This is a genomic window from Pseudomonas sp. ADAK2 TE3594 (genome assembly GCF_053628675.1).
Genome location: NZ_JBRJGV010000001.1, coordinates 4,966,170 through 4,987,039 on the forward strand (window position 1 = coordinate 4,966,170; position 20,870 = coordinate 4,987,039).

The following is a 20,870-nucleotide window of genomic DNA, read 5'->3' on the forward strand; positions in this document are numbered from 1 at the left end:
TTACAACGTTTCGACCGGACGCAAACGGTACTGCGGCGGCAACTGTTCGAAACCGCTGATGGTGGCGTTCAGGCTTTTCCAGCGACCGTCCTTGATGCCATAGATGCAACCATGGATCGACAGGCTCTGGCCGCGGTGCCAGGCGTTTTGCACAATGCTGGTATGACCGACGTTGGCCACCTGCTGGATCACATTGAGCTCGCAAAGGCGGTCGACCCGCTCTTCTTCGGTGGACAACTTGGCCAGTTCGTCGCGCTTTTCATAATAGAGATCGCGAATCGAGCGCAACCAACCGTCGATCAGGCCCAACTGACGGTCCTGCATCGAGGCGCGTACACCGCCGCAGCCATAGTGGCCAGTGACCAGGATGTGTTTGACTTTGAGTACGTCGACCGCGTACTGAATCACCGACAGGCAGTTGAGGTCGGTGTGCAATACAACGTTGGCCACGTTGCGGTGCACGAACAGATCGCCCGGCAGCATGCCAACGATTTCATTGGCCGGCACGCGGGCATCGGAGCAACCGATCCACAGGTATTCCGGGGTTTGTTGACGGGCCAGCTTGGCGAAGAAATCAGGATCTTCCTGGGTGATCGCGTCGGCCCAGCGCTCATTGTTATCAATCAGATCTTGTAATTCGTTCATGCAATGAAGCCTCGATAATGATGCGCTGGTTTGACAGACAACCGCCTGTCGGGGTCACGTGCGCGATGCAGATACCCCTGATGCCCTGATGCCTATAACGGCGAGCCGACGTTCCCTGCCGGTGGAATTCTCGCAAGCCCAGTGGGTCAACTGTAGTAAGGCCTACAGTATGAGGGAATGCCATGACTGATTCACGACGTCCGTTCGATGAGGCGCAACCCGAGCCCATCGATGACAACGAAGACCGCATGGGCTCAGTGCATGAGCTGAATTTCGACGAGGAAGAACCAGGCACCAGAATCGGCGACTTGATCCCCGAACGCGAGCGTGCACAGAAGATCCCCGACGAACGCGTCCGTGAAGCTGGCATGACCGGCGGCTCGACCGATGACCATGAATCCACCGACGATGACATGAGCCCGGAAACCTTGATCCGTGAAGACGGCGCACGGGACGCCCATGAAGAGGGTGAAGGCGACCAGGCGGATTGGGATTTGAGCATTGTCGATGAGGACGACATCGGCGGGGGCAATGGGTTGGACGAAGCAGAGATGGCGCAGCGCGATCCAATGGATGGCAAGCGTTGATCGTTGTCGTCAGTGAGGACGCCTTCGCGGGCAAGCCTCAATCCACTAATGTACAGGCCATGACCACGGCATCTTCGCGCCCGCCAACAGCGGGGTAGTAATCGCGCCGACGTCCGATTTCGTTGAACCCATACCGCTCATACAACCGAAACGCCGCCCGGTTGCTGTCGCGCACCTCCAGGAAACATTCCCGCGCCTCTGCCTTGTAGGCAATCGACATCAAGTGCTCCAGCAGCGTCAATCCCAGGCCTCGGCCCTGATTTTCCGGTTTGACGGTGATGTTCAGCAAATGCGCCTCGTCGAGAATGATCTGCACCACGCCATGACCGACCTGCTGCTGCCCTTCGAACATCAGCCAGATCTGGTACTTGCCCAGGCCATCGAGAAAAATCCCGCGGGTCCAGGGGTGGCTGTAAGCCGCGTATTCGATTTTCAGTACAGTGTCCAGGTCCGCTTCGGTCATCGGGCGGAACGATACAGCGTCACTCATTCGATTCTTTCCAGCGCGCCATCAGCCGACGCATGGCTTGCCAGACATCAGCCTTACGCTGTGGCTCTTCCATTAATAATTCCAGACCCGGCAGGGCCCAGACCGAACCCAGGCCTTCGACCTGAAGTTCACGGTTGAAGGATTCGGCGTTGGCCTCACCCGCAAAACGCACCGCCGGCAAGCCGATCAGCCACAGGCAGACGCATGGCGCGTCTTCCAGACGGGCCGACAGAAAGCCTTGTACGAAATCCCGAGCTGCTTCCGGCCCTTGATCCATGGTGCCGCGAGCCAGCAGTGGCCAGCGCACCGGCTCGCCGACGATCTGCGGGCTGTCCGGCAGACCGGCGGCGCGCAGCATGTCCTTGAGCAACAGATAGGCCGGATCGCGGGTCTGGAAGCTTTCGCCTGTGGGTAACTCCACCAGCAACAGGCAACGACCCGCGCGCAGCAATTGCAGGGCGAATCGCGGTGGCGGAACGACCGGCGCCTTGACCGCGACCGGGGCCTCCTCTTCTTCGACCTTGGCGTTCGTACGGGTGCTGGCCAACGATGGCCGCGGCACCTCGATTTTTACCCGTTCGGCCGGTTTGACCACGGGCTCCATCGGTGCCTCGGCCACGGGAGCCGGCGCAACCGGGGTGACGACCAATGGCTCGGGCATCTCCAGCAGTTCGGGGCGCGAGGGCGCAGCAAAGGGCAATTCGGTGCGCGGCAGCCAGTTGACCACCTGCATGGCGGTCAAATAAGCGCGGCGACGGGACTCGATAAGCAAAGGTCGGCCACTTGTGGATAACTAAAGTGCGTTGATTCTACCGCCCTTCGCTCAAGATCGCCCGCGCTTGATCGATAGAAAGCCAACTGTCCGTCCCGAGAGTGAATCGCAACGGGCGTGATGCAGTACAATCGCGACTTTTAATCGCCAACCAGCCGGCCATTCCGATGATCGAACCCAAGCGCGTCTTGCGCGCCCTCGCTGAACACTGGGCACTTCTGGAGCCACTGTGCGAGCACTTCGACCAAGGCACCTTGAGCCTCAACGAACTGCGCACGCAACTGGCCGCCCAGCAACTCGACAGTACTGCACAGGACATCACCAGCCTGCTGGATGTGTGGATCCGCCTCGACATTCTGGTTCCCGTGGCGAAAAGCCCGAACCGTTTCGAGCTCAATGCGCAGATCCACGACTTCCTCGCTTACCTGCGCCGTGAGCACCGTCTGGGCCTGTGCCTGGAAATCGAAGCCTATTTGCGCCATCTCGAGCGCCTGGCCGGTTACATTCAGGACGCCTTCGACATTCGCGACGGCAACGACCTGGCGCGTCAATTGCGCCTGCTCGACATGCGCGTGCGCGACGTGCTGAAAAAACTCGACAACGACGAACAGGCGTTGGTGGCCGTCGCCGAACGGGCGAAAACCAGCGATCGGCAGATCCCGCTGCGTCAGCGCTACGCTGAAGTGCTGGCGACCTGGGACGAATACGTCGAGCCGATGATTGAACTGGTGAACGCCGACGGCGCCTTCGAACAAGGCGTGCGCAAGGTCGAAACAGTCCTGCTGAAGATGCTCTCCGAACAGCAGCGCCTCGGCCATCTGGTCGACGACGACATGCTGCTGCGCACCCACGCGCGCATCCTCGAAATGCAGACCAGCGCCCAGCTGACTCTGCGCCACGCCCGCGAACTGCTGCTGCCGCTGCGTGAAGAAGCCCGCCGCCATAACGCCGTGACCCGTGGCGCGGCGCTGGCCTTGTCGGCCATTCGTCGCAAAGGTATCGATGCGGTGCCACAAGCAGCGATGCCGATGTTCACCCGCCCGCAAAGCACGTTCCTGGGCAGCGCCAGTCAGGTCGAAGCCTACGTTTATGCCCTGGCCCGTTTCGAACCAAAACCGGCACGCTTCCCCAAGGCGCACAAGACCCAGAAAGGTGAAGCCCCGCGCGCGCCACGCACGGTTCGGGAAATGCTCGAACGCTGCGAAGACGCCCTGCCGATGCCGGACCTGATGACCTGGCTGCTGGAGCAGGAACCGGACGGCGCCACCGACGAATTGCTCTACTGGTTCTCGCGCCTGTCGCGGGAAAAACGCTTCAAGCGCGAGCGTCTGGAACGCCGCGATTACCACACTCATGAGCATCAGGTCAGCCTGCGCTCCTTCGCCCTGCTCTCGGCCGACGACTGCGCCGCCGAGGATTCTGCGAGCACACTCTATGCAAGTACTTCGCATGCAACTTGATCTAAACGAACTGTCCCAGCTGGCGCCGATCTTTCGCGAGCTGTTCAAGGGCTACCACGTCAGCCGCCGCGATCCGGAGCTGTACGCGCAACTGTCGAACTTCCAGGACCAGTACCGCACGCTATTCAAGGCGTTGGGCTTTGAACTGGTCTGCGACACCCGCGGTTTCTACTACTTCGTGCCAGACCTCGCCGCTGCGGCGGTGAACAAGACCGCGCAACGTCTGGCGCTGTTCACCTTCATTCTCGTCGAGCATCTGGCCGATCAGGGCCGCGACCCGGTCGCCGTGCTGGATGGGGGCAGCCTCGGCCGCGATGAATTGCCATCGCTGCTGGAGAAATATCGCGACCTGTTTATCCAGGCCGAAGTGCAGACCGTCGAAGAACTCGAAGAAAAAATCATGCGCCGCATGACACAACTCGGTTTCGCCGGCGAAGAAAACGGCATCTACCGTTTCCTGCCGCCGATGCACCGTTTCCTCGACGTCTGCCTGTCGGTTCAGCAGGACCGCGATCTGGCGGCCAGCCTGCACAGCGTGTTGCCTCTGCCGGTGCCGGTGCTGATCGATGACGACAGCGACGAAAAACTTTTGGAAACCGATGACCCGCTCGACTTGAGTGACTTCGCTGAAGAAAGCGAAGAAGACGCCATGGCCCGTGCCATAGCCGAAGAACAGGAGACCGACGCATGAGCAAGGAACGCTACGGCATTCGCCGCTTTGCCCTTTTGAACACCGCCGGTTACAGCCTCGGCCTGTTCCCGCTGGAAGAACCGCTGTCGGTTTACGGCGCGAACAACCTCGGTAAATCTGCTTCGATCAACGCCTTGCAGTTCCCGATCCTGGCGCGCATGTCAGACATGAGTTTCGGCAAGTACAGCCTGGAGCAATCCCGGCGCTTCTACTTCGCCTCGGACACCAGTTACATCCTGGTGGAAGTCTCCCTGCCCCACGGCCCACACGTAATCGGCGTGGTCGGCCGCGGCCCGGGCGGTGGTTTCGGTCACCAGTTCTTTGCCTACGCCGGCAAACTGGATCTGGCCCATTACCAGAAAAACGACACCTGCCTGCGTCAGAAAGAATTGTTCACCAACCTTGAGCGCGAAGGCCTGAAAGCCTACGAACTCAAGCCGGATGAACTGCGTCGCTTGCTGGTCGGCGGTCACACCTCGATTCCGCTGGACCTGACGCTGATCCCGCTGCGCTCCACCAGCGAGCAGAGCCTGAAGACCTTTCGCGCCCTGTTCATCAACCTGCTGCACATGCGCGAAATCACTGCGGCCAAACTCAAGCAGCTGTTCCTCGATGCTTTCGAACACAGCCTGCGTTCCGGCAGTGTCGATTACATCGCCGCGTGCGAAGAAGCGTTCCGCGATGTACGCCGCATGGAACAGGACTACAACTCGCTGGTTACCGCCGGCCCGCTGGTTGAAGCGCTGGCCGCAGGCGTGGCCCAGCGCAATATCCTGCGCGGCAAACTGCATCGCCTGTCGCCGCTGCTCGACTCCCTGCTCGGCACCTGGTCGGACTACGCCAGTGCGCGCAAGGAAGAGCTGACGATTCAGGCCGAGCACTATCGCAACGAGCAGGACGCGCTGCAAAACGATCAACGCGGCGGCACTCAGGAGCTGATGCGTCTGGAGCGGGAAATCACCGGCATCCAGCGCTGGCTCGGCGAGTTGTCGGTGCTCAAGCATCGCTTCGCGCTGGTCGATGACGTCAAAGTCCTCGAGCAGCAACTGCTCGCCGCCAAGGACGCGCATGACGAACTGGCCGGTGCACTGGCCCAGTCGCGCCAGTTCAGTGCCGAAGACCTGGAAGAGCGTCTGCGGGATCTGGAAAAACGCCTCAAATCGGTGAAGCAGCAACTCGACCACGCCGACAACAACAGCTACGCCCGTCTGCGCGAAGAGTTTTCGCAGCAGGACGTCGAGCGCCTGATGCGCCTGTTCAACAGCGCGTTGTTCAGCCTGCCACTGGGTGAACACGGCATTACGCTGGACGAGGACGGTCAGTGGGTCAAATCCATGGAGCTGATCCTTGACGGCTTCAAAGGCGAGCGCTTCGAAGTGCCGGGCCTGTCTATCGACATCTCGCACATCGAGCCACCAGCCCTGCAAGCCCTGGCCGACCGTGCGGCGTTACGCGATCAGAAAGAGCGTCTGGACAAAGAACTCAAGCAACTGAAAACTCAAGCTGCCGTGGCAGCCGACCGCGCGGCCAGTAAGACCCAGACCGAAGCGCTGTACCAGCAAGTGCTGGATGCGCAGAAAGCCCTGGAAGACTTCCGCCGCGCGCAAACCCTGAGCGCCGAAGAAGGCGACAAGCTTGAGCAATTGGCGCAGATGGAAGCCGCTCAGGACGAGTTGAAACGCTCCAGCGACGCCTTCACCGAACGCGTCCAGCAACTGTCGGCCAAGCTGCAACTGGTCGGGCGGCAGATCGGCGACATGGAAGCCAAGCAACGCACCCTCGACGACGCCCTGCGCCGCCGTCAGCTGTTGCCAGCGGACCTGCCATTCGGCACGCCGTTCATGGACCCGGTCGACGATTCCATGGAGAACCTGCTGCCGTTGCTCAATGACTATCAAGATAGCTGGCAAGGTTTGCTGCGCAGCGACGGACAAATCGACGCGCTCTACGCTCAGGTTCGCCTGAAAGGCGTGGCCAAGTTCGACAGCGAAGACGATATGGAGCGTCGCCTGCAACTGCTGATCAATGCCTATGCACACCGCACCGATGAAGCCCTGACCCTCGGCAAGGCACGCCGTGCGGCGGTCACCGACATCGCCCGGACCCTGCGTAACATCCGCAGCGACTATGACAGCCTCGAACATCAACTGGCGCTGTTCAACCGCGAGATCAACAAACGTCAGGTTTCCAACCTGCAAAGCTTCCGCATCGTGCTCGCGCCGAACAAGGAAGCGCTCAAGCACATTGACCAGATCATCCACAGCGCCGGTCAGTACGAAGAAGGCGAAACCCTTTCCGTCTTCGACCTGAGCCAAAGCGCCGATCAGGACAACAAGAACGAAGAGGCCAAGGAATACCTGGCGCGGCTGGTGGCGGCAAACCACAACCAGCTCGGTCTCAAGGATCTGTTCGAGCTGGCGTTCGAGATCACCAAGGTCAACGGCCAACCGGTGATCCATACCGACATCGACGGCGCGGCATCCAACGGCACCACCATGACGATCAAGGCGCTGACCAACATGTACTTGTTGCTGCACTTGATGGACCGTGACCAGGCCGGTCGCGTGCGCCTGCCGTACTACCTCGACGAAGCGGCGGACATCGACGAGAAGAACCAGGCGGCACTGCTGGAAACTAGCTTGCAATTGGGCTTCGTGCCGATCCTGGCGAGTGTGAAGCCGCAAGTTTGCGCCAGTGTCGCTATCGACCTGGAAGGCGGCAGCGGCCCGAACGGTATCTACATCGACGAGGCGGACTGGAAGTACATCCGTCGTCACGATGAGGTGAAGGCTACCGTTGTTGTACAAGCTGATGAGCCAGAGCTGGATGCGGTCTGATTTGACTTAATCCAAGCCAACAAAAAGGCCGCGATCCAAATGGATCGCGGCCTTTTTTTATCTTTTCATTGTAGGAGCGAGGCTTGCCCGCGAAGGCGTCATCACAGACGCAATAACTACTTGCCGATCGAAATCTTCGGCGCCCAGGTCAGCCATTCATCTTCGAACTGGTCAAACAGCGGGAATGTTTGCTCGGGCCGCGCCGGGGCACCCATGCGATCGCCATCCGGTGTGGCAAACGCAATGCCGCCCTGGACCAGCGTCTCCAGCGATTCGGTGCGTATTGTCGCGCCTTTGAACAAGCCGTAGTCAAAACCAAAACCACTGGTGTTCCAGAACCGCGTGCCACTGCGCACCAGCGGCGCGTACTTCGGCTCGATCAGGATGTGCACCAACACTCGATCCGCCGTTTGGCCCAGTTCATAGCCGGTCACCTTACCCACCGTGATTTCACGATAGGTGACGGGGACACCAGTCTTCAACGAACCCCTACGAGCAGCGCTCAACACCAGACTCAAACCAGCTTCTTCCTTGGCGGTTTCCGGGGGAATGGTCAGGGCCACAAAGTTCTTTTGCGGGCCGAGGTTCTTTGGCGCGGGCTGCACTTCGATGTATTGCCCGGTGACCAACGTTTCGAGGTTCGAGGTTTTAATCAGACCTAGCTCAGGTTTGACCACCCAAAACTGACTGCCGACCCGAGCGATACGCTCCGGCACTTCTGTGATCCGCGCGGTCAGCAGTACTGATTGCAGGTCATCACTGAGGTCGACGTCCTCGATCTTGCCAACGTCCAGCCCTTTGAATCGAACCGGCGTGCCACTGCGCAGGCCATCGGCGCGATCAACCTTGATTGTCACCATCGTGCCTTTCTGCGTTGCCTCGTCATGGCTCGCATGCAGGCGGAAACGTGGAATACGCTTCTGCAATGGTGCTTTGGCTTCCGGGGTTTCGAAGGCGATGCCGCCGGCCATCAGGCTTTGCAACGACTCACTTTTGACCTGGATGCCGCCGGTCAACCCACCGGTGAGCGTAATGCCGCTGGCATTCCAGAAACGCGTCGAGGCGTTGACCAGCCCTTCGTATTCCTTCTCGATGTGCACACCGATCACAAGCTGCTTTTTGGTGCGGGAGAACTGATAGCTCTGCACCGAACCGACCTTGACCTGCTTGTAGAGAATCGGACTGCCGACTTCCAGTGAACCGAGGTTCTCGGTGAATAGCACCAGATGCAGACCCGGCGAACGCAGATCCAGAGGCGGCGCCTTGGGCCGCGCTTCGAACTCGCGCTGCGGTGCCCCGCCCTTGTCGCCAGGCCGAACGGCGATGTAGTTACCTTTGACCAGAGCTTCCAGGCCTGTAATACCGGCGAGCGAAATCGATGGTTTCACCACCCAGAACTGGGTGCCAGTGACCAGGTAATCCTCGGCGAGTGGGTCGAGAGTCAACTCGGCACTAGCACTGGACAGGTCCGGGTCAATCTTGAGCGTTTTCAGATTACCGACCTGGATGCCTTTGTACATTACCGGCGTACGACCGGCCTGCAGGCCTTCGAAATCGCTGAGTTTGACCTTGACTCGAATACCCGCTGCGGCCGCATCGAAATCCTCATAGAGACGGAACGGCAGGCTTGGATCGGTGGGCGGGCTGTCCTTGCGGTTCTCCGGAGTGGCAAATGCAATACCACCGGCGACGATGCTGGCGAGGGACTCGCTACGCACTTTCACACCGGAGAGGTTGGCGTCGATACTGATGCCGCTGGCATTCCAGAAACGCGTGTGTTTACGCACCAGGTTGGCGTAGGTCGGCTCGATGAAGACTTTGAGTTCGACAGTATTCTGGTCTGCGGACAGCACGTAGCTTTTGATCTGACCGACCTGGATCTGTTTATAGAACACCGGGCTGCCGCGATTCAGCGAGCCAAGGCGATCAGCCTTGATGGTCAGGTGCAGGCCGGGTTGGGCATCCGATAGCGGAGGCTCTTGGGCCAAGGCCTTGAACTTGCGAGTCGGCTCGCCTTCACCTGGGCTGACGGCCACATAGTTACCCGAGACCAGCGTCTCCAGGCCCGTGATACCTGCCAGGCTCACGCTCGGCTTGACCAGCCAGAAACGCGTGCTGGTCTTGAGGTATTGCTCCACGTCCTTGTTCATCTCGATGGTGGCGATCACTCCTTTGGAGCTGCCTTCGTCATCGAGTTTGAGGGCTTTCACCTTACCGACCGACATGCCTTTGTAGACAACTTCAGTCTTGTTGGCCTGAATGCCTTCACCGCTTTCGAAGCGCACATGAATCTCGATGCCCGTCTCGCTGTAGGCACGCCAGCCTAGCCAGCCGCCGATAATCAAGGCGATCAGGGGCAACACCCAAATGGCTGACCAGTTCGAGGCCGGTCGGGTTTTCGCTTTAGGCAAATCAGTCATGGTCGTCGTCCGACTCCGTGTTATCCCAAATCAGTCGGGGATCGAAAGTTACCGCGGCAAGCATCGTCAGAATCACCACACTGGCGAAGGCGATGGCGCCAAGATTGGCTTCGATGCTGGCAAGCCGTCCAAAATTCACAACCGCCACCAGGATGGCAATTACAAAGATATCCAGCATCGACCAGCGGCCGATGAACTCGATAAAGCGGTACATCAGAATGCGCTGGCGTGCCGAGAGCGGCTGACGGCGCTGCACCGAAAACAGCAGCAATGCGATGCCCACCAGCTTGAACGTGGGTACCAGGATGCTGGCGATAAAAACCACGGCGGCGATCGGAATCATGCCGTGCTGAACCAGTTGGATCACACCGGACATAATGGTGCTCGGATCGCCCTGCCCCAGGGAATTGACGGTCATGATCGGTAGCACATTGGCCGGGATATAGAGAATCGCGCCCGTGATTAATAACGCCCAAGTACGCATCAGACTGTTCGGGCGGCGGGCGTGAACCAGCGCACCGCAGCGAGTGCAAACCTGCTCGTCGGTATCGGCTTCCTGCTTGTTCAACTCATGGCATTCGGCGCAAATCAGAATGCCTGCATCAATCGCCCGCATGGGCATCTTCTCCTGATAGAGCCTGCCAGATCTGGTGGGGTGACATCACTACCTCCAGCCAGACCTGAACCAACAACAAACTGATGAAGCACGCCAGACCAAGACCTACGGTGATCGCCGCCATATCGGCCAATTTGACGATCGCAACCAGTACGCCCATGAGGTAAACCTCGAGCATCCCCCAGTCCCGTAGATGGTGATAAATGCGGTAGAGCAGCAGGCCATAACTGCGTCCGATATCGAAGCGAATACTCAGCAACACGAACAGCTGGCAAAGCAGCTTGAGCAGCGGAATCCCCATGCTGCAAAGGAATACCACTGCTGCTACGCCTCGCATACCGGTATCGAACAGACCGACAACGCCACTCCAGACAGTATCGTGCGACGACTGTCCGAGTAGATGGAGCTGCATGATGGGTAAAAAGTTCGCAGGGATGTACAACAACAGTGCGGCAATGACCAAGGCGAGACTGCGCTGGACGACATTGTGCCGATGGGCATACAGCTCATAACCGCAGCGTACACAGATGGCTTTCTCACCATGAGCAAGCTCAGGCTTGCGCATCAGCAAGTCGCACTCATGACACGCTACCAAGTCGTCCAGCGGTAAATCTGACAGCCCTGGGGCGTCAACCGGATCTGGCATAAAGGCTTTGGCTCCGAAAAAGTTGGACCTATTCTAGTGTCCCGACTCGAAAATAACTGTGCAATTTTGTATTGCCGTCAGAGTGCTCTTTTCCTGCGGACAAAACAAAACCCCTACCTGCATACGCAGATAGGGGTTTCGGAATTTAATCTTGACGATGACCTACTCTCACATGGGGAAACCCCACACTACCATCGGCGATGCATCGTTTCACTGCTGAGTTCGGGATGGGATCAGGTGGTTCCAATGCTCTATGGTCGTCAAGAAATTCGGTAGCCAGGTCGTTCTCTCTTGCGAGATCACGCTCCAGCGAATGGGTATGCGATAGTTTGTGTGTTTGTTCTCGAACTTTCGGTTCGTTTCGTCTTCACACACCGCAATCTGGCCTCTTTCGAGTTCACAAATTGCTTGGGTGTTATATGGTCAAGCCTCACGGGCAATTAGTATTGGTTAGCTCAACGCCTCACAGCGCTTACACACCCAACCTATCAACGTCGTAGTCTTCGACGGCCCTTCAGGGGACTCAAGGTCCCAGTGAGATCTCATCTTGAGGCTAGTTTCCCGCTTAGATGCTTTCAGCGGTTATCTATTCCGAACATAGCTACCCGGCAATGCCACTGGCGTGACAACCGGAACACCAGAGGTTCGTCCACTCCGGTCCTCTCGTACTAGGAGCAGCCCCTCTCAAATCTCAAACGTCCACGGCAGATAGGGACCGAACTGTCTCACGACGTTCTAAACCCAGCTCGCGTACCACTTTAAATGGCGAACAGCCATACCCTTGGGACCGGCTTCAGCCCCAGGATGTGATGAGCCGACATCGAGGTGCCAAACACCGCCGTCGATATGAACTCTTGGGCGGTATCAGCCTGTTATCCCCGGAGTACCTTTTATCCGTTGAGCGATGGCCCTTCCATACAGAACCACCGGATCACTAAGACCTACTTTCGTACCTGCTCGACGTGTCTGTCTCGCAGTCAAGCGCGCTTTTGCCTTTATACTCTACGACCGATTTCCGACCGGTCTGAGCGCACCTTCGTACTCCTCCGTTACTCTTTAGGAGGAGACCGCCCCAGTCAAACTACCCACCATACACTGTCCTCGATCCGGATAACGGACCTGAGTTAGAACCTCAAAGTTGCCAGGGTGGTATTTCAAGGTTGGCTCCACGCGAACTGGCGTCCACGCTTCAAAGCCTCCCACCTATCCTACACAAGCAAATTCAAAGTCCAGTGCAAAGCTATAGTAAAGGTTCACGGGGTCTTTCCGTCTAGCCGCGGATACACTGCATCTTCACAGCGATTTCAATTTCACTGAGTCTCGGGTGGAGACAGCGCCGCCATCGTTACGCCATTCGTGCAGGTCGGAACTTACCCGACAAGGAATTTCGCTACCTTAGGACCGTTATAGTTACGGCCGCCGTTTACCGGGGCTTCGATCAAGAGCTTCGCGTTAGCTAACCCCATCAATTAACCTTCCGGCACCGGGCAGGCGTCACACCCTATACGTCCACTTTCGTGTTTGCAGAGTGCTGTGTTTTTAATAAACAGTCGCAGCGGCCTGGTATCTTCGACCGGCGTGGGCTTACGCAGTAAATGCTTCACCCTCACCGGCGCACCTTCTCCCGAAGTTACGGTGCCATTTTGCCTAGTTCCTTCACCCGAGTTCTCTCAAGCGCCTTGGTATTCTCTACCCAACCACCTGTGTCGGTTTGGGGTACGGTTCCTGGTTACCTGAAGCTTAGAAGCTTTTCTTGGAAGCATGGCATCAACCACTTCGTCACCCAGAGGGTAACTCGTCATCAGCTCTCGGCCTTAGAATCCCGGATTTACCTAAGATTCCAGCCTACCACCTTAAACTTGGACAACCAACGCCAAGCTGGCCTAGCCTTCTCCGTCCCTCCATCGCAATAACCAGAAGTACAGGAATATTAACCTGTTTTCCATCGACTACGCTTTTCAGCCTCGCCTTAGGGACCGACTAACCCTGCGTCGATTAACGTTGCGCAGGAAACCTTGGTCTTTCGGCGTGGGTGTTTTTCACACCCATTGTCGTTACTCATGTCAGCATTCGCACTTCTGATACCTCCAGCAAGCTTCTCAACTCACCTTCACAGGCTTACAGAACGCTCCTCTACCGCATCACCTAAGTGATACCCGTAGCTTCGGTGTATGGTTTGAGCCCCGTTACATCTTCCGCGCAGGCCGACTCGACTAGTGAGCTATTACGCTTTCTTTAAAGGGTGGCTGCTTCTAAGCCAACCTCCTAGCTGTCTAAGCCTTCCCACATCGTTTCCCACTTAACCATAACTTTGGGACCTTAGCTGACGGTCTGGGTTGTTTCCCTTTTCACGACGGACGTTAGCACCCGCCGTGTGTCTCCCATGCTCGGCACTTGTAGGTATTCGGAGTTTGCATCGGTTTGGTAAGTCGGGATGACCCCCTAGCCGAAACAGTGCTCTACCCCCTACAGTGATACATGAGGCGCTACCTAAATAGCTTTCGAGGAGAACCAGCTATCTCCGAGCTTGATTAGCCTTTCACTCCGATCCACAGGTCATCCGCTAACTTTTCAACGGTAGTCGGTTCGGTCCTCCAGTTAGTGTTACCCAACCTTCAACCTGCCCATGGATAGATCGCCCGGTTTCGGGTCTATTCCCAGCGACTAGACGCCCTATTAAGACTCGCTTTCGCTACGCCTCCCCTATTCGGTTAAGCTCGCCACTGAAAATAAGTCGCTGACCCATTATACAAAAGGTACGCAGTCACCCAACAAAGTGGGCTCCCACTGCTTGTACGCATACGGTTTCAGGATCTATTTCACTCCCCTCTCCGGGGTTCTTTTCGCCTTTCCCTCACGGTACTAGTTCACTATCGGTCAGTCAGTAGTATTTAGCCTTGGAGGATGGTCCCCCCATATTCAGACAAAGTTTCTCGTGCTCCGTCCTACTCGATTTCATGACCAAGAGATTTTCGCGTACAGGGCTATCACCCACTATGGCCGCACTTTCCAGAGCGTTCCGCTAATCTCAAAGCCACTTAAGGGCTAGTCCCCGTTCGCTCGCCACTACTAAGGGAATCTCGGTTGATTTCTTTTCCTCAGGGTACTTAGATGTTTCAGTTCCCCTGGTTCGCTTCTTAAGCCTATGTATTCAGCTTAAGATACCTAACTTATGTTAGGTGGGTTCCCCCATTCAGACATCTCCGGATCAAAGTCTGTTTGCCGACTCCCCGAAGCTTTTCGCAGGCTACCACGTCTTTCATCGCCTCTGACTGCCAAGGCATCCACCGTATGCGCTTCTTCACTTGACCATATAACCCCAAGCAATCTGGTTATACTGTGAAGACGACATTCGCCGAAAATTCGCGATTAAACTCACAAATTTTACCTTAGCCTGAACAACACCAGTGAAAGTGTTATCCAGTCTATCTTTCTATCACATACCCAAATTTTTAAAGAACGATCTAATCAAAGACTAGAAATCAACATTCACCATCGTCACGATGGAATGCTCATTTCTAAGCTTTCAACAAACAGAAGCAGTAGTGGTGGAGCCAAACGGGATCGAACCGTTGACCTCCTGCGTGCAAGGCAGGCGCTCTCCCAGCTGAGCTATGGCCCCGTATTTCTACAGGCGTTTCCCACACAAAATTGGTGGGTCTGGGCAGATTCGAACTGCCGACCTCACCCTTATCAGGGGTGCGCTCTAACCAACTGAGCTACAGACCCAATTTCGAGCTTTAAGGCCGACCTCACCCTGCTCTTTACCGCAAAACATGGGGTGCGCTCTAACCAACTAAGCTACAACCTGTTAGGGCTGCTTCTTATCGTCTTCTTCAATGAATCAAGCAATTCGTGTGGGAACTTATGGAGCAGCTGATGTCGTCGATTAAGGAGGTGATCCAGCCGCAGGTTCCCCTACGGCTACCTTGTTACGACTTCACCCCAGTCATGAATCACACCGTGGTAACCGTCCTCCCGAAGGTTAGACTAGCTACTTCTGGTGCAACCCACTCCCATGGTGTGACGGGCGGTGTGTACAAGGCCCGGGAACGTATTCACCGCGACATTCTGATTCGCGATTACTAGCGATTCCGACTTCACGCAGTCGAGTTGCAGACTGCGATCCGGACTACGATCGGTTTTATGGGATTAGCTCCACCTCGCGGCTTGGCAACCCTCTGTACCGACCATTGTAGCACGTGTGTAGCCCAGGCCGTAAGGGCCATGATGACTTGACGTCATCCCCACCTTCCTCCGGTTTGTCACCGGCAGTCTCCTTAGAGTGCCCACCATGACGTGCTGGTAACTAAGGACAAGGGTTGCGCTCGTTACGGGACTTAACCCAACATCTCACGACACGAGCTGACGACAGCCATGCAGCACCTGTCTCAATGTTCCCGAAGGCACCAATCCATCTCTGGAAAGTTCATTGGATGTCAAGGCCTGGTAAGGTTCTTCGCGTTGCTTCGAATTAAACCACATGCTCCACCGCTTGTGCGGGCCCCCGTCAATTCATTTGAGTTTTAACCTTGCGGCCGTACTCCCCAGGCGGTCAACTTAATGCGTTAGCTGCGCCACTAAGAGCTCAAGGCTCCCAACGGCTAGTTGACATCGTTTACGGCGTGGACTACCAGGGTATCTAATCCTGTTTGCTCCCCACGCTTTCGCACCTCAGTGTCAGTATCAGTCCAGGTGGTCGCCTTCGCCACTGGTGTTCCTTCCTATATCTACGCATTTCACCGCTACACAGGAAATTCCACCACCCTCTACCATACTCTAGCTCGTCAGTTTTGAATGCAGTTCCCAGGTTGAGCCCGGGGATTTCACATCCAACTTAACGAACCACCTACGCGCGCTTTACGCCCAGTAATTCCGATTAACGCTTGCACCCTCTGTATTACCGCGGCTGCTGGCACAGAGTTAGCCGGTGCTTATTCTGTCGGTAACGTCAAAACAATTACGTATTAGGCAACTGCCCTTCCTCCCAACTTAAAGTGCTTTACAATCCGAAGACCTTCTTCACACACGCGGCATGGCTGGATCAGGCTTTCGCCCATTGTCCAATATTCCCCACTGCTGCCTCCCGTAGGAGTCTGGACCGTGTCTCAGTTCCAGTGTGACTGATCATCCTCTCAGACCAGTTACGGATCGTCGCCTTGGTGAGCCATTACCTCACCAACTAGCTAATCCGACCTAGGCTCATCTGATAGCGCAAGGCCCGAAGGTCCCCTGCTTTCTCCCGTAGGACGTATGCGGTATTAGCGTCCGTTTCCGAGCGTTATCCCCCACTACCAGGCAGATTCCTAGGCATTACTCACCCGTCCGCCGCTCGCCACCAGGTACAAGTACCCGTGCTGCCGCTCGACTTGCATGTGTTAGGCCTGCCGCCAGCGTTCAATCTGAGCCATGATCAAACTCTTCAGTTCAAACATCTTTGGGTTTTTAAGAAACCCTAAACTTGGCTCAGCAATCGTTGGTCACATCTTTGATTTCTCGCGGAGTAACTTGTGATGCTGATAATCTTGTTGACTATCAGTCTGACTCCACAAGCACCCACACGAATTGCTTGATTCAGTTGTTAAAGAGCGGTTGGTTAAGATCTTTCATCTGAACCGAGGCGCGCATTCTACAGCAGCCTCTGTTGCTGTCAAGCGGTTATTTTCAGAAGTTTTCAAAGTTTCCTCTGCAACTTCAACCACTTGCGCTTTCGATCTCTCGTTAGCGGGAGGCGAATTCTACAGCGTTACTCGCTGCTGTCAACACCTCTTTTTCTCCGCTTTCGACCGAGATGATCGAACCGTCAATAAGGCAAAAACACACTGCCCTACCAACTCCTTCTGGCTTCGATGAACTGAAACGTAACCGCTGCCGAAAACTGCGTAACTCTTTGTTTACCAAGGAGTTTTCGGTTTCGACTGCGCCGGAAGTGGGGCGAATTATAGACTTCCAGAATCTGCCGTCAACCTCTAATTACGCTTTTCTTGCAGAAGGTGCCTTTTTGGCTGTTAAACGTGGAATCCGGCGGGTTACAGGCGGCAATCTCAACACCAACAACAACGCACCTATAGAAGCATAGATCGCCCACTCCTTCAGATCGGCACGAACGATCCACAACATATGCAGCAATCCGAGCCCGAGAACCACATAGACCAACCGATGCAACTTCTTCCAGCGAGAACCCAAACGCCGCTGACTGTAGCGATTGGAGGTAACAGCCAATGCCAACAAACAGAGAAACCCCAGGCCCCCGACAATAATGTACGGCCGCTTGCGCAACTCGATACCCAACTGCGACCAATCAAAGCCAAGAATGAAAGCGGTGTAACCGCTCAAATGCAGAACCACATAAGCGAAGCACCACAACCCCAACTGCCGTCGGACAGCTATCCATCCCGGCCAACCGGTGAGCTTCTGCAAAGGAGTCATGCTTAATGTAATCAGCAGCAGTACAAGCGTCCCCAGCCCTAGACGGTCAACCAGTACCTTGCCCGGATCTGGACCCAACATATCCCCCCAAGCCTGATACAACCAAAACAGCGGCCAAATCGCTGCAGCGATGAAGACGCCAATACGCCAGAACGGATATCGCATCAGTAATTCTTCCGCAGATCGAGCCCTGAATAGAGAGAAGCGACTTCATCCGAGTAACCATTGAACATTTGCGTGTCCCGCACGTTGGGCTTGAACAGACCGCTCGGCAAACGCCTTTCTCGTGCCTGGGTCCAGCGCGGGTGATCGACTGTCGGGTTCACGTTCGCATAAAAGCCATACTCATCCGAAGCAATACTCTGCCAGGTGGTTTTCGGCTGCTCACTGACCAGGCTGATCCGCACGATGGATTTAATGCTCTTGAAGCCGTATTTCCAAGGCACCACCAGACGCAGCGGTGCACCGTTCTGATTGGGCAACTCACGCCCGTACATGCCCATAGCAAGAATCGCCAACGGATTCATCGCCTCATCCAGACGCAGCCCTTCTACATAAGGCCAGTCGATCAGGGCAAAACCGGAACGCTGCCCGGGCATAGTTTGGGGATCCTGCAAGGTTTCGAAGCGAATGAACTTGGCTTTGGACGTCGGCTCTACTTCCTTGAGCAACGCCGAAATGGGAAAACCTATCCACGGAATGACCATCGACCAGGCCTCCACACAGCGAAGACGATAAATACGCTCTTCCAGTTGATAAGGCTTCATGAAGTCTTCCAGCGCATACCGCCCCGGCCTCCCCACCTCCCCGTCCACCACCACGCTCCAGGGTTCGGTTTTCAGCGCACCGGCATTGGCCGCGGGATCACCTTTATCGGTACCGAACTCATAGAAGTTGTTGTAGTGAGTCGCATCCTTGAAAGGTGTGATCGCCTCGTCCTTGACGTTGACCGCCCCCCACTTGGTAGAAGGAAGCTTTTCGGCAAACCAGGAGGGCGCCTTGCCAGGCTCGACATCAGCATAACGCGCAACATCGTCGGCACTCGCCCAACGCGGCAGACTGCTCGCAGCCAAACCTGCAACGGCGGCACCTAATACACTGCGACGAGAAAGGTAGAGGGATTCAGGCGTGACGTCCGACTCATGACAGTCAGACGCTTTGGGGACTTTGATCAGCATGACAACTCCGCAGCTTTGGAGGACAGATGCACCCATAGACTGCGGAGTATGAGGGAAATTACATCACTCGGCTTTTTTGTGCCGACGAAGGCGCAGCAGGTACTGCACCGGCCCGGAAGCCGCATAGGCAAGGAAAACCAGCAGCAGGATACGCGGCGGATCACTGAACACAACGGCGAATACCAATACCACTGCGAGGATCGCGACAAAGGGAACGCGCCCTTTCAAGTCCAGCTCCTTGAAGCTGTTGTACTTGATGTTACTGACCATCAGCATGCCAGCGGCGGCAACCATCAGTGCAACCAGGAACGACATCTTGGAACCCTGAATGCCGTAGTCGCTGAATGCCCAGACAATGCCCGCGACCACTCCGGCGGCAGCCGGGCTGGCCAGACCGATGAAGTAACGTTTGTCTGCAGTGCCGACCTGAGTGTTGAAACGCGCCAGGCGTAACGCCGCCCCCGCTACATAGATGAAGGCGACCATCCAGCCGACCTTGCCCATATCGCCCAAGGCCCAGCCGAATGCCAGCAATGCCGGCGCCACACCAAAGGCAACCATGTCTGACAGCGAGTCATACTCGGCACCGAAAGCGCTTTGGGTATTGGTCATACGGGCAACGCGACCGTCGAGGCCGTCGAGTACCATGGCGACGAAAATCGCGATCGCGGCAAACGCAAAATATTTGCTCGCGCCGATGGCATCACCTGCACTCAAGGCACTCTGGGCGCTCATCGAGTTGATGATGGAATAAAACCCTGCGAAGAGGTTCGCAGTGGTGAACAGATTCGGCAGAAGATAGATACCACGATGCCGGACTTTACGGCCTTCAGCGTCATGCCCTTCTTCGATGTGTTCATCGATGGGCAGAAGGCTTTCGGCGTCAGAAGCCTGCTTTGGCTCTTCGGGACGTTCGCTCATGGACATTTACCTTGCAACGGGGTGGAAAGTTTCGACAGGTGTCTGGGACGACGGTTCGGCCACAAACAATGCAGCTTTATACCAGAACCGACGGATCCAAACGAAAAAACGCGGCCTAGGCCGCGTTTTCCGTACAAGCTCGGGACTTAGTTCTTGGCTTTGTCGACGATCTTGTTGGCACCGATCCACGGCATCATGGAGCGCAGTTGCTCACCGATGATTTCGATACCGTGAGCGGCGTTGTTACGACGCTTGGCGGTCATCGAAGGATAGCCGGTGGCGCCTTCGCTGATGAACATCTTGGCGTATTCGCCGTCCTGAATACGTTTCAGGGCGTTGCGCATGGCCTGACGGGATTCGGCGTTGATCACTTCCGGACCGGTCACGTACTCGCCGTATTCAGCGTTGTTGGAGATCGAGTAGTTCATGTTGGCGATACCGCCTTCGTACATGAGGTCAACGATCAACTTCAGTTCGTGCAGGCATTCGAAGTAGGCCATTTCCGGCGCGTAGCCAGCTTCAACCAGGGTTTCGAAACCGGCTTTTACCAGCTCAACGGTACCGCCGCACAGAACGGCTTGCTCGCCGAACAGGTCGGTTTCAGTCTCGTCCTTGAAGGTGGTTTCGATGATGCCGGTACGACCGCCACCAACGCCAGCGGCGTAGGACAGTGCAACGTTTTTGGCGTTGCCCGAAGCATCCTGGTAGATAGCGATCAGGTCAGGGATACCGCCGCCTTTGACGAACTCGGAACGCACGGTGTGGCCCGGAGCTTTCGGCGCGATCATGATCACGTCGAGGTCAGCACGTGGCACAACCTGGTTGTAGTGAATCGCGAAACCGTGGGAGAAGGCCAGGGTGGCGCCTTTCTTGATGTTCGGCTCGATTTCGTTCTTGTACAGGGCAGACTGGAACTCGTCCGGGGTCAGGATCATGACCAGGTCGGCAGCCGCTACGGCGGAAGCAACGTCAGTCACTTTCAGGCCGTGGGCTTCAGCTTTGGCAACAGTAGCCGAACCTTTACGCAGACCAACAGTAACGTCAACGCCGGAGTCTTTCAGGTTGCACGCTTGAGCGTGGCCCTGGGAACCGTAACCGATGATGGCAACTTTCTTGCCCTGGATGATCGACAGGTCGCAGTCTTTATCGTAGAAAACTTTCATGAATTTCCCCTTTAT

General features: G+C 56.4%; 14 protein-coding genes, 2 tRNA genes and 3 rRNA genes. 4 read left to right on the plus strand and 15 right to left on the minus strand.

The genetic code is table 11. The features are described from left to right. The gene (can, locus tag AB7M22_RS22200) at positions 1–645 is read right to left on the minus strand and encodes a carbonate dehydratase (protein WP_454187799.1); all 645 of its coding nucleotides are present in this window, start codon (positions 643–645) and stop codon (positions 1–3) included. A gap of 182 nt (positions 646–827) precedes the next feature. Here can and AB7M22_RS22205 point away from each other — a divergent pair, with 182 nt between their 5' ends. Then, positions 828–1,232, plus strand: coding sequence for a hypothetical protein (locus AB7M22_RS22205; protein WP_008011915.1), 405 nt, complete (start codon positions 828–830; stop codon positions 1,230–1,232). Between the two features lie 37 nt (positions 1,233–1,269). On the opposite strand, the gene rimI is transcribed toward AB7M22_RS22205, so the two are convergent. Both rimI and AB7M22_RS22215 read right to left on the minus strand, forming a co-directional pair. Then, a complete protein-coding gene (rimI, locus tag AB7M22_RS22210) occupies positions 1,270–1,722 on the minus strand; it encodes a ribosomal protein S18-alanine N-acetyltransferase (protein ID WP_007896888.1) in 453 nt (150 codons plus the stop codon). Next, positions 1,715–2,455, minus strand: coding sequence for a hypothetical protein (locus AB7M22_RS22215; protein ID WP_008011913.1), 741 nt, complete (start codon positions 2,453–2,455; stop codon positions 1,715–1,717). Before AB7M22_RS22215 ends, rimI begins: the two co-directional genes overlap by 8 nt. Positions 2,456–2,661: 206 nt before the next feature. Here AB7M22_RS22215 and mksB point away from each other — a divergent pair, with 206 nt between their 5' ends. The 3 genes from mksB to mksF are packed head-to-tail and all read left to right on the plus strand — an operon-like array spanning position 2,662 to position 7,482. Then, complete coding sequence (gene mksB / locus AB7M22_RS22220) at positions 2,662–3,954, plus strand: Mks condensin complex protein MksB (protein ID WP_454187800.1); 1,293 nt, start codon at positions 2,662–2,664, stop codon at positions 3,952–3,954. Continuing rightward, the gene (gene mksE, locus AB7M22_RS22225) at positions 3,944–4,645 is read left to right on the plus strand and encodes an Mks condensin complex protein MksE (RefSeq protein WP_140677938.1); all 702 of its coding nucleotides are present in this window, start codon (positions 3,944–3,946) and stop codon (positions 4,643–4,645) included. The genes mksB and mksE overlap by 11 nt, the downstream gene beginning before the upstream one ends. Further along, the gene (gene mksF, locus AB7M22_RS22230; RefSeq protein ID WP_454187801.1) at positions 4,642–7,482 is read left to right on the plus strand and encodes an Mks condensin complex protein MksF; all 2,841 of its coding nucleotides are present in this window, start codon (positions 4,642–4,644) and stop codon (positions 7,480–7,482) included. Before mksE ends, mksF begins: the two co-directional genes overlap by 4 nt. A gap of 116 nt (positions 7,483–7,598) precedes the next feature. Here the strand turns inward: mksF and AB7M22_RS22235 are convergent, their stop codons facing one another. The 12 genes from AB7M22_RS22235 to ilvC all read right to left on the minus strand — a co-directional run bounded on the left by AB7M22_RS22235 (position 7,599) and on the right by ilvC (position 20,855). Then, positions 7,599–9,902, minus strand: coding sequence for an MlaD family protein (locus AB7M22_RS22235; RefSeq protein WP_454187802.1), 2,304 nt, complete (start codon positions 9,900–9,902; stop codon positions 7,599–7,601). After that, entirely contained in the window at positions 9,895–10,518 is a 624-nt protein-coding gene (locus tag AB7M22_RS22240) for a paraquat-inducible protein A (RefSeq protein WP_007896874.1), read from the minus strand. The genes AB7M22_RS22235 and AB7M22_RS22240 overlap by 8 nt, the downstream gene beginning before the upstream one ends. Then, complete coding sequence (locus AB7M22_RS22245; RefSeq protein WP_253555134.1) at positions 10,505–11,164, minus strand: paraquat-inducible protein A; 660 nt, start codon at positions 11,162–11,164, stop codon at positions 10,505–10,507. The genes AB7M22_RS22240 and AB7M22_RS22245 overlap by 14 nt, the downstream gene beginning before the upstream one ends. A gap of 149 nt (positions 11,165–11,313) precedes the next feature. Then, positions 11,314–11,429, minus strand: a 5S ribosomal RNA gene (gene rrf / locus AB7M22_RS22250). 154 nt (positions 11,430–11,583) lie between these two features. Next, positions 11,584–14,475 (minus strand): 23S ribosomal RNA (locus AB7M22_RS22255). 235 nt (positions 14,476–14,710) lie between these two features. Next, positions 14,711–14,786 (minus strand) — tRNA-Ala (locus AB7M22_RS22260). Between the two features lie 30 nt (positions 14,787–14,816). Continuing rightward, a tRNA-Ile gene (locus tag AB7M22_RS22265) sits at positions 14,817–14,893 on the minus strand. Between the two features lie 161 nt (positions 14,894–15,054). Beyond that, a 16S ribosomal RNA gene (locus AB7M22_RS22270) occupies positions 15,055–16,593 on the minus strand. The 16S, 23S and 5S rRNA genes sit together here with 2 tRNA genes alongside, the layout of an rRNA operon. 544 nt (positions 16,594–17,137) lie before the next feature. Continuing rightward, a complete protein-coding gene (gene msrQ, locus AB7M22_RS22275) occupies positions 17,138–17,758 on the minus strand; it encodes a protein-methionine-sulfoxide reductase heme-binding subunit MsrQ (protein WP_454187803.1) in 621 nt (206 codons plus the stop codon). Beyond that, complete coding sequence (msrP, locus tag AB7M22_RS22280; RefSeq protein WP_454187804.1) at positions 17,758–18,771, minus strand: protein-methionine-sulfoxide reductase catalytic subunit MsrP; 1,014 nt, start codon at positions 18,769–18,771, stop codon at positions 17,758–17,760. The genes msrQ and msrP overlap by 1 nt, the downstream gene beginning before the upstream one ends. 63 nt (positions 18,772–18,834) lie before the next feature. Further along, positions 18,835–19,692, minus strand: coding sequence for a CDP-diacylglycerol--serine O-phosphatidyltransferase (gene pssA, locus AB7M22_RS22285; protein WP_008006914.1), 858 nt, complete (start codon positions 19,690–19,692; stop codon positions 18,835–18,837). Between the two features lie 146 nt (positions 19,693–19,838). Beyond that, complete coding sequence (gene ilvC, locus AB7M22_RS22290; protein WP_003185459.1) at positions 19,839–20,855, minus strand: ketol-acid reductoisomerase; 1,017 nt, start codon at positions 20,853–20,855, stop codon at positions 19,839–19,841. Positions 20,856–20,870 lie beyond the last annotated feature (15 nt).

Coding starts and splice junctions, on each gene's coding strand:
- rimI (WP_007896888.1), bottom strand. CDS start 1,722: ATGAGTGACGCTGTATCGTTCCGCCCGATGACCGAAGCGGACCTGGAC.
- mksB (WP_454187800.1), top strand. CDS start 2,662: ATGATCGAACCCAAGCGCGTCTTGCGCGCCCTCGCTGAACACTGGGCA.
- can (WP_454187799.1), bottom strand. CDS start 645: ATGAACGAATTACAAGATCTGATTGATAACAATGAGCGCTGGGCCGAC.
- ilvC (WP_003185459.1), bottom strand. CDS start 20,855: ATGAAAGTTTTCTACGATAAAGACTGCGACCTGTCGATCATCCAGGGC.
- pssA (WP_008006914.1), bottom strand. CDS start 19,692: ATGAGCGAACGTCCCGAAGAGCCAAAGCAGGCTTCTGACGCCGAAAGC.
- mksF (WP_454187801.1), top strand. CDS start 4,642: ATGAGCAAGGAACGCTACGGCATTCGCCGCTTTGCCCTTTTGAACACC.
- AB7M22_RS22245 (WP_253555134.1), bottom strand. CDS start 11,164: ATGCCAGATCCGGTTGACGCCCCAGGGCTGTCAGATTTACCGCTGGAC.
- msrP (WP_454187804.1), bottom strand. CDS start 18,771: ATGCTGATCAAAGTCCCCAAAGCGTCTGACTGTCATGAGTCGGACGTC.
- AB7M22_RS22205 (WP_008011915.1), top strand. CDS start 828: ATGACTGATTCACGACGTCCGTTCGATGAGGCGCAACCCGAGCCCATC.
- AB7M22_RS22240 (WP_007896874.1), bottom strand. CDS start 10,518: ATGCGGGCGATTGATGCAGGCATTCTGATTTGCGCCGAATGCCATGAG.
- AB7M22_RS22235 (WP_454187802.1), bottom strand. CDS start 9,902: ATGACTGATTTGCCTAAAGCGAAAACCCGACCGGCCTCGAACTGGTCA.
- AB7M22_RS22215 (WP_008011913.1), bottom strand. CDS start 2,455: ATGCAGGTGGTCAACTGGCTGCCGCGCACCGAATTGCCCTTTGCTGCG.
- mksE (WP_140677938.1), top strand. CDS start 3,944: ATGCAACTTGATCTAAACGAACTGTCCCAGCTGGCGCCGATCTTTCGC.
- msrQ (WP_454187803.1), bottom strand. CDS start 17,758: ATGCGATATCCGTTCTGGCGTATTGGCGTCTTCATCGCTGCAGCGATT.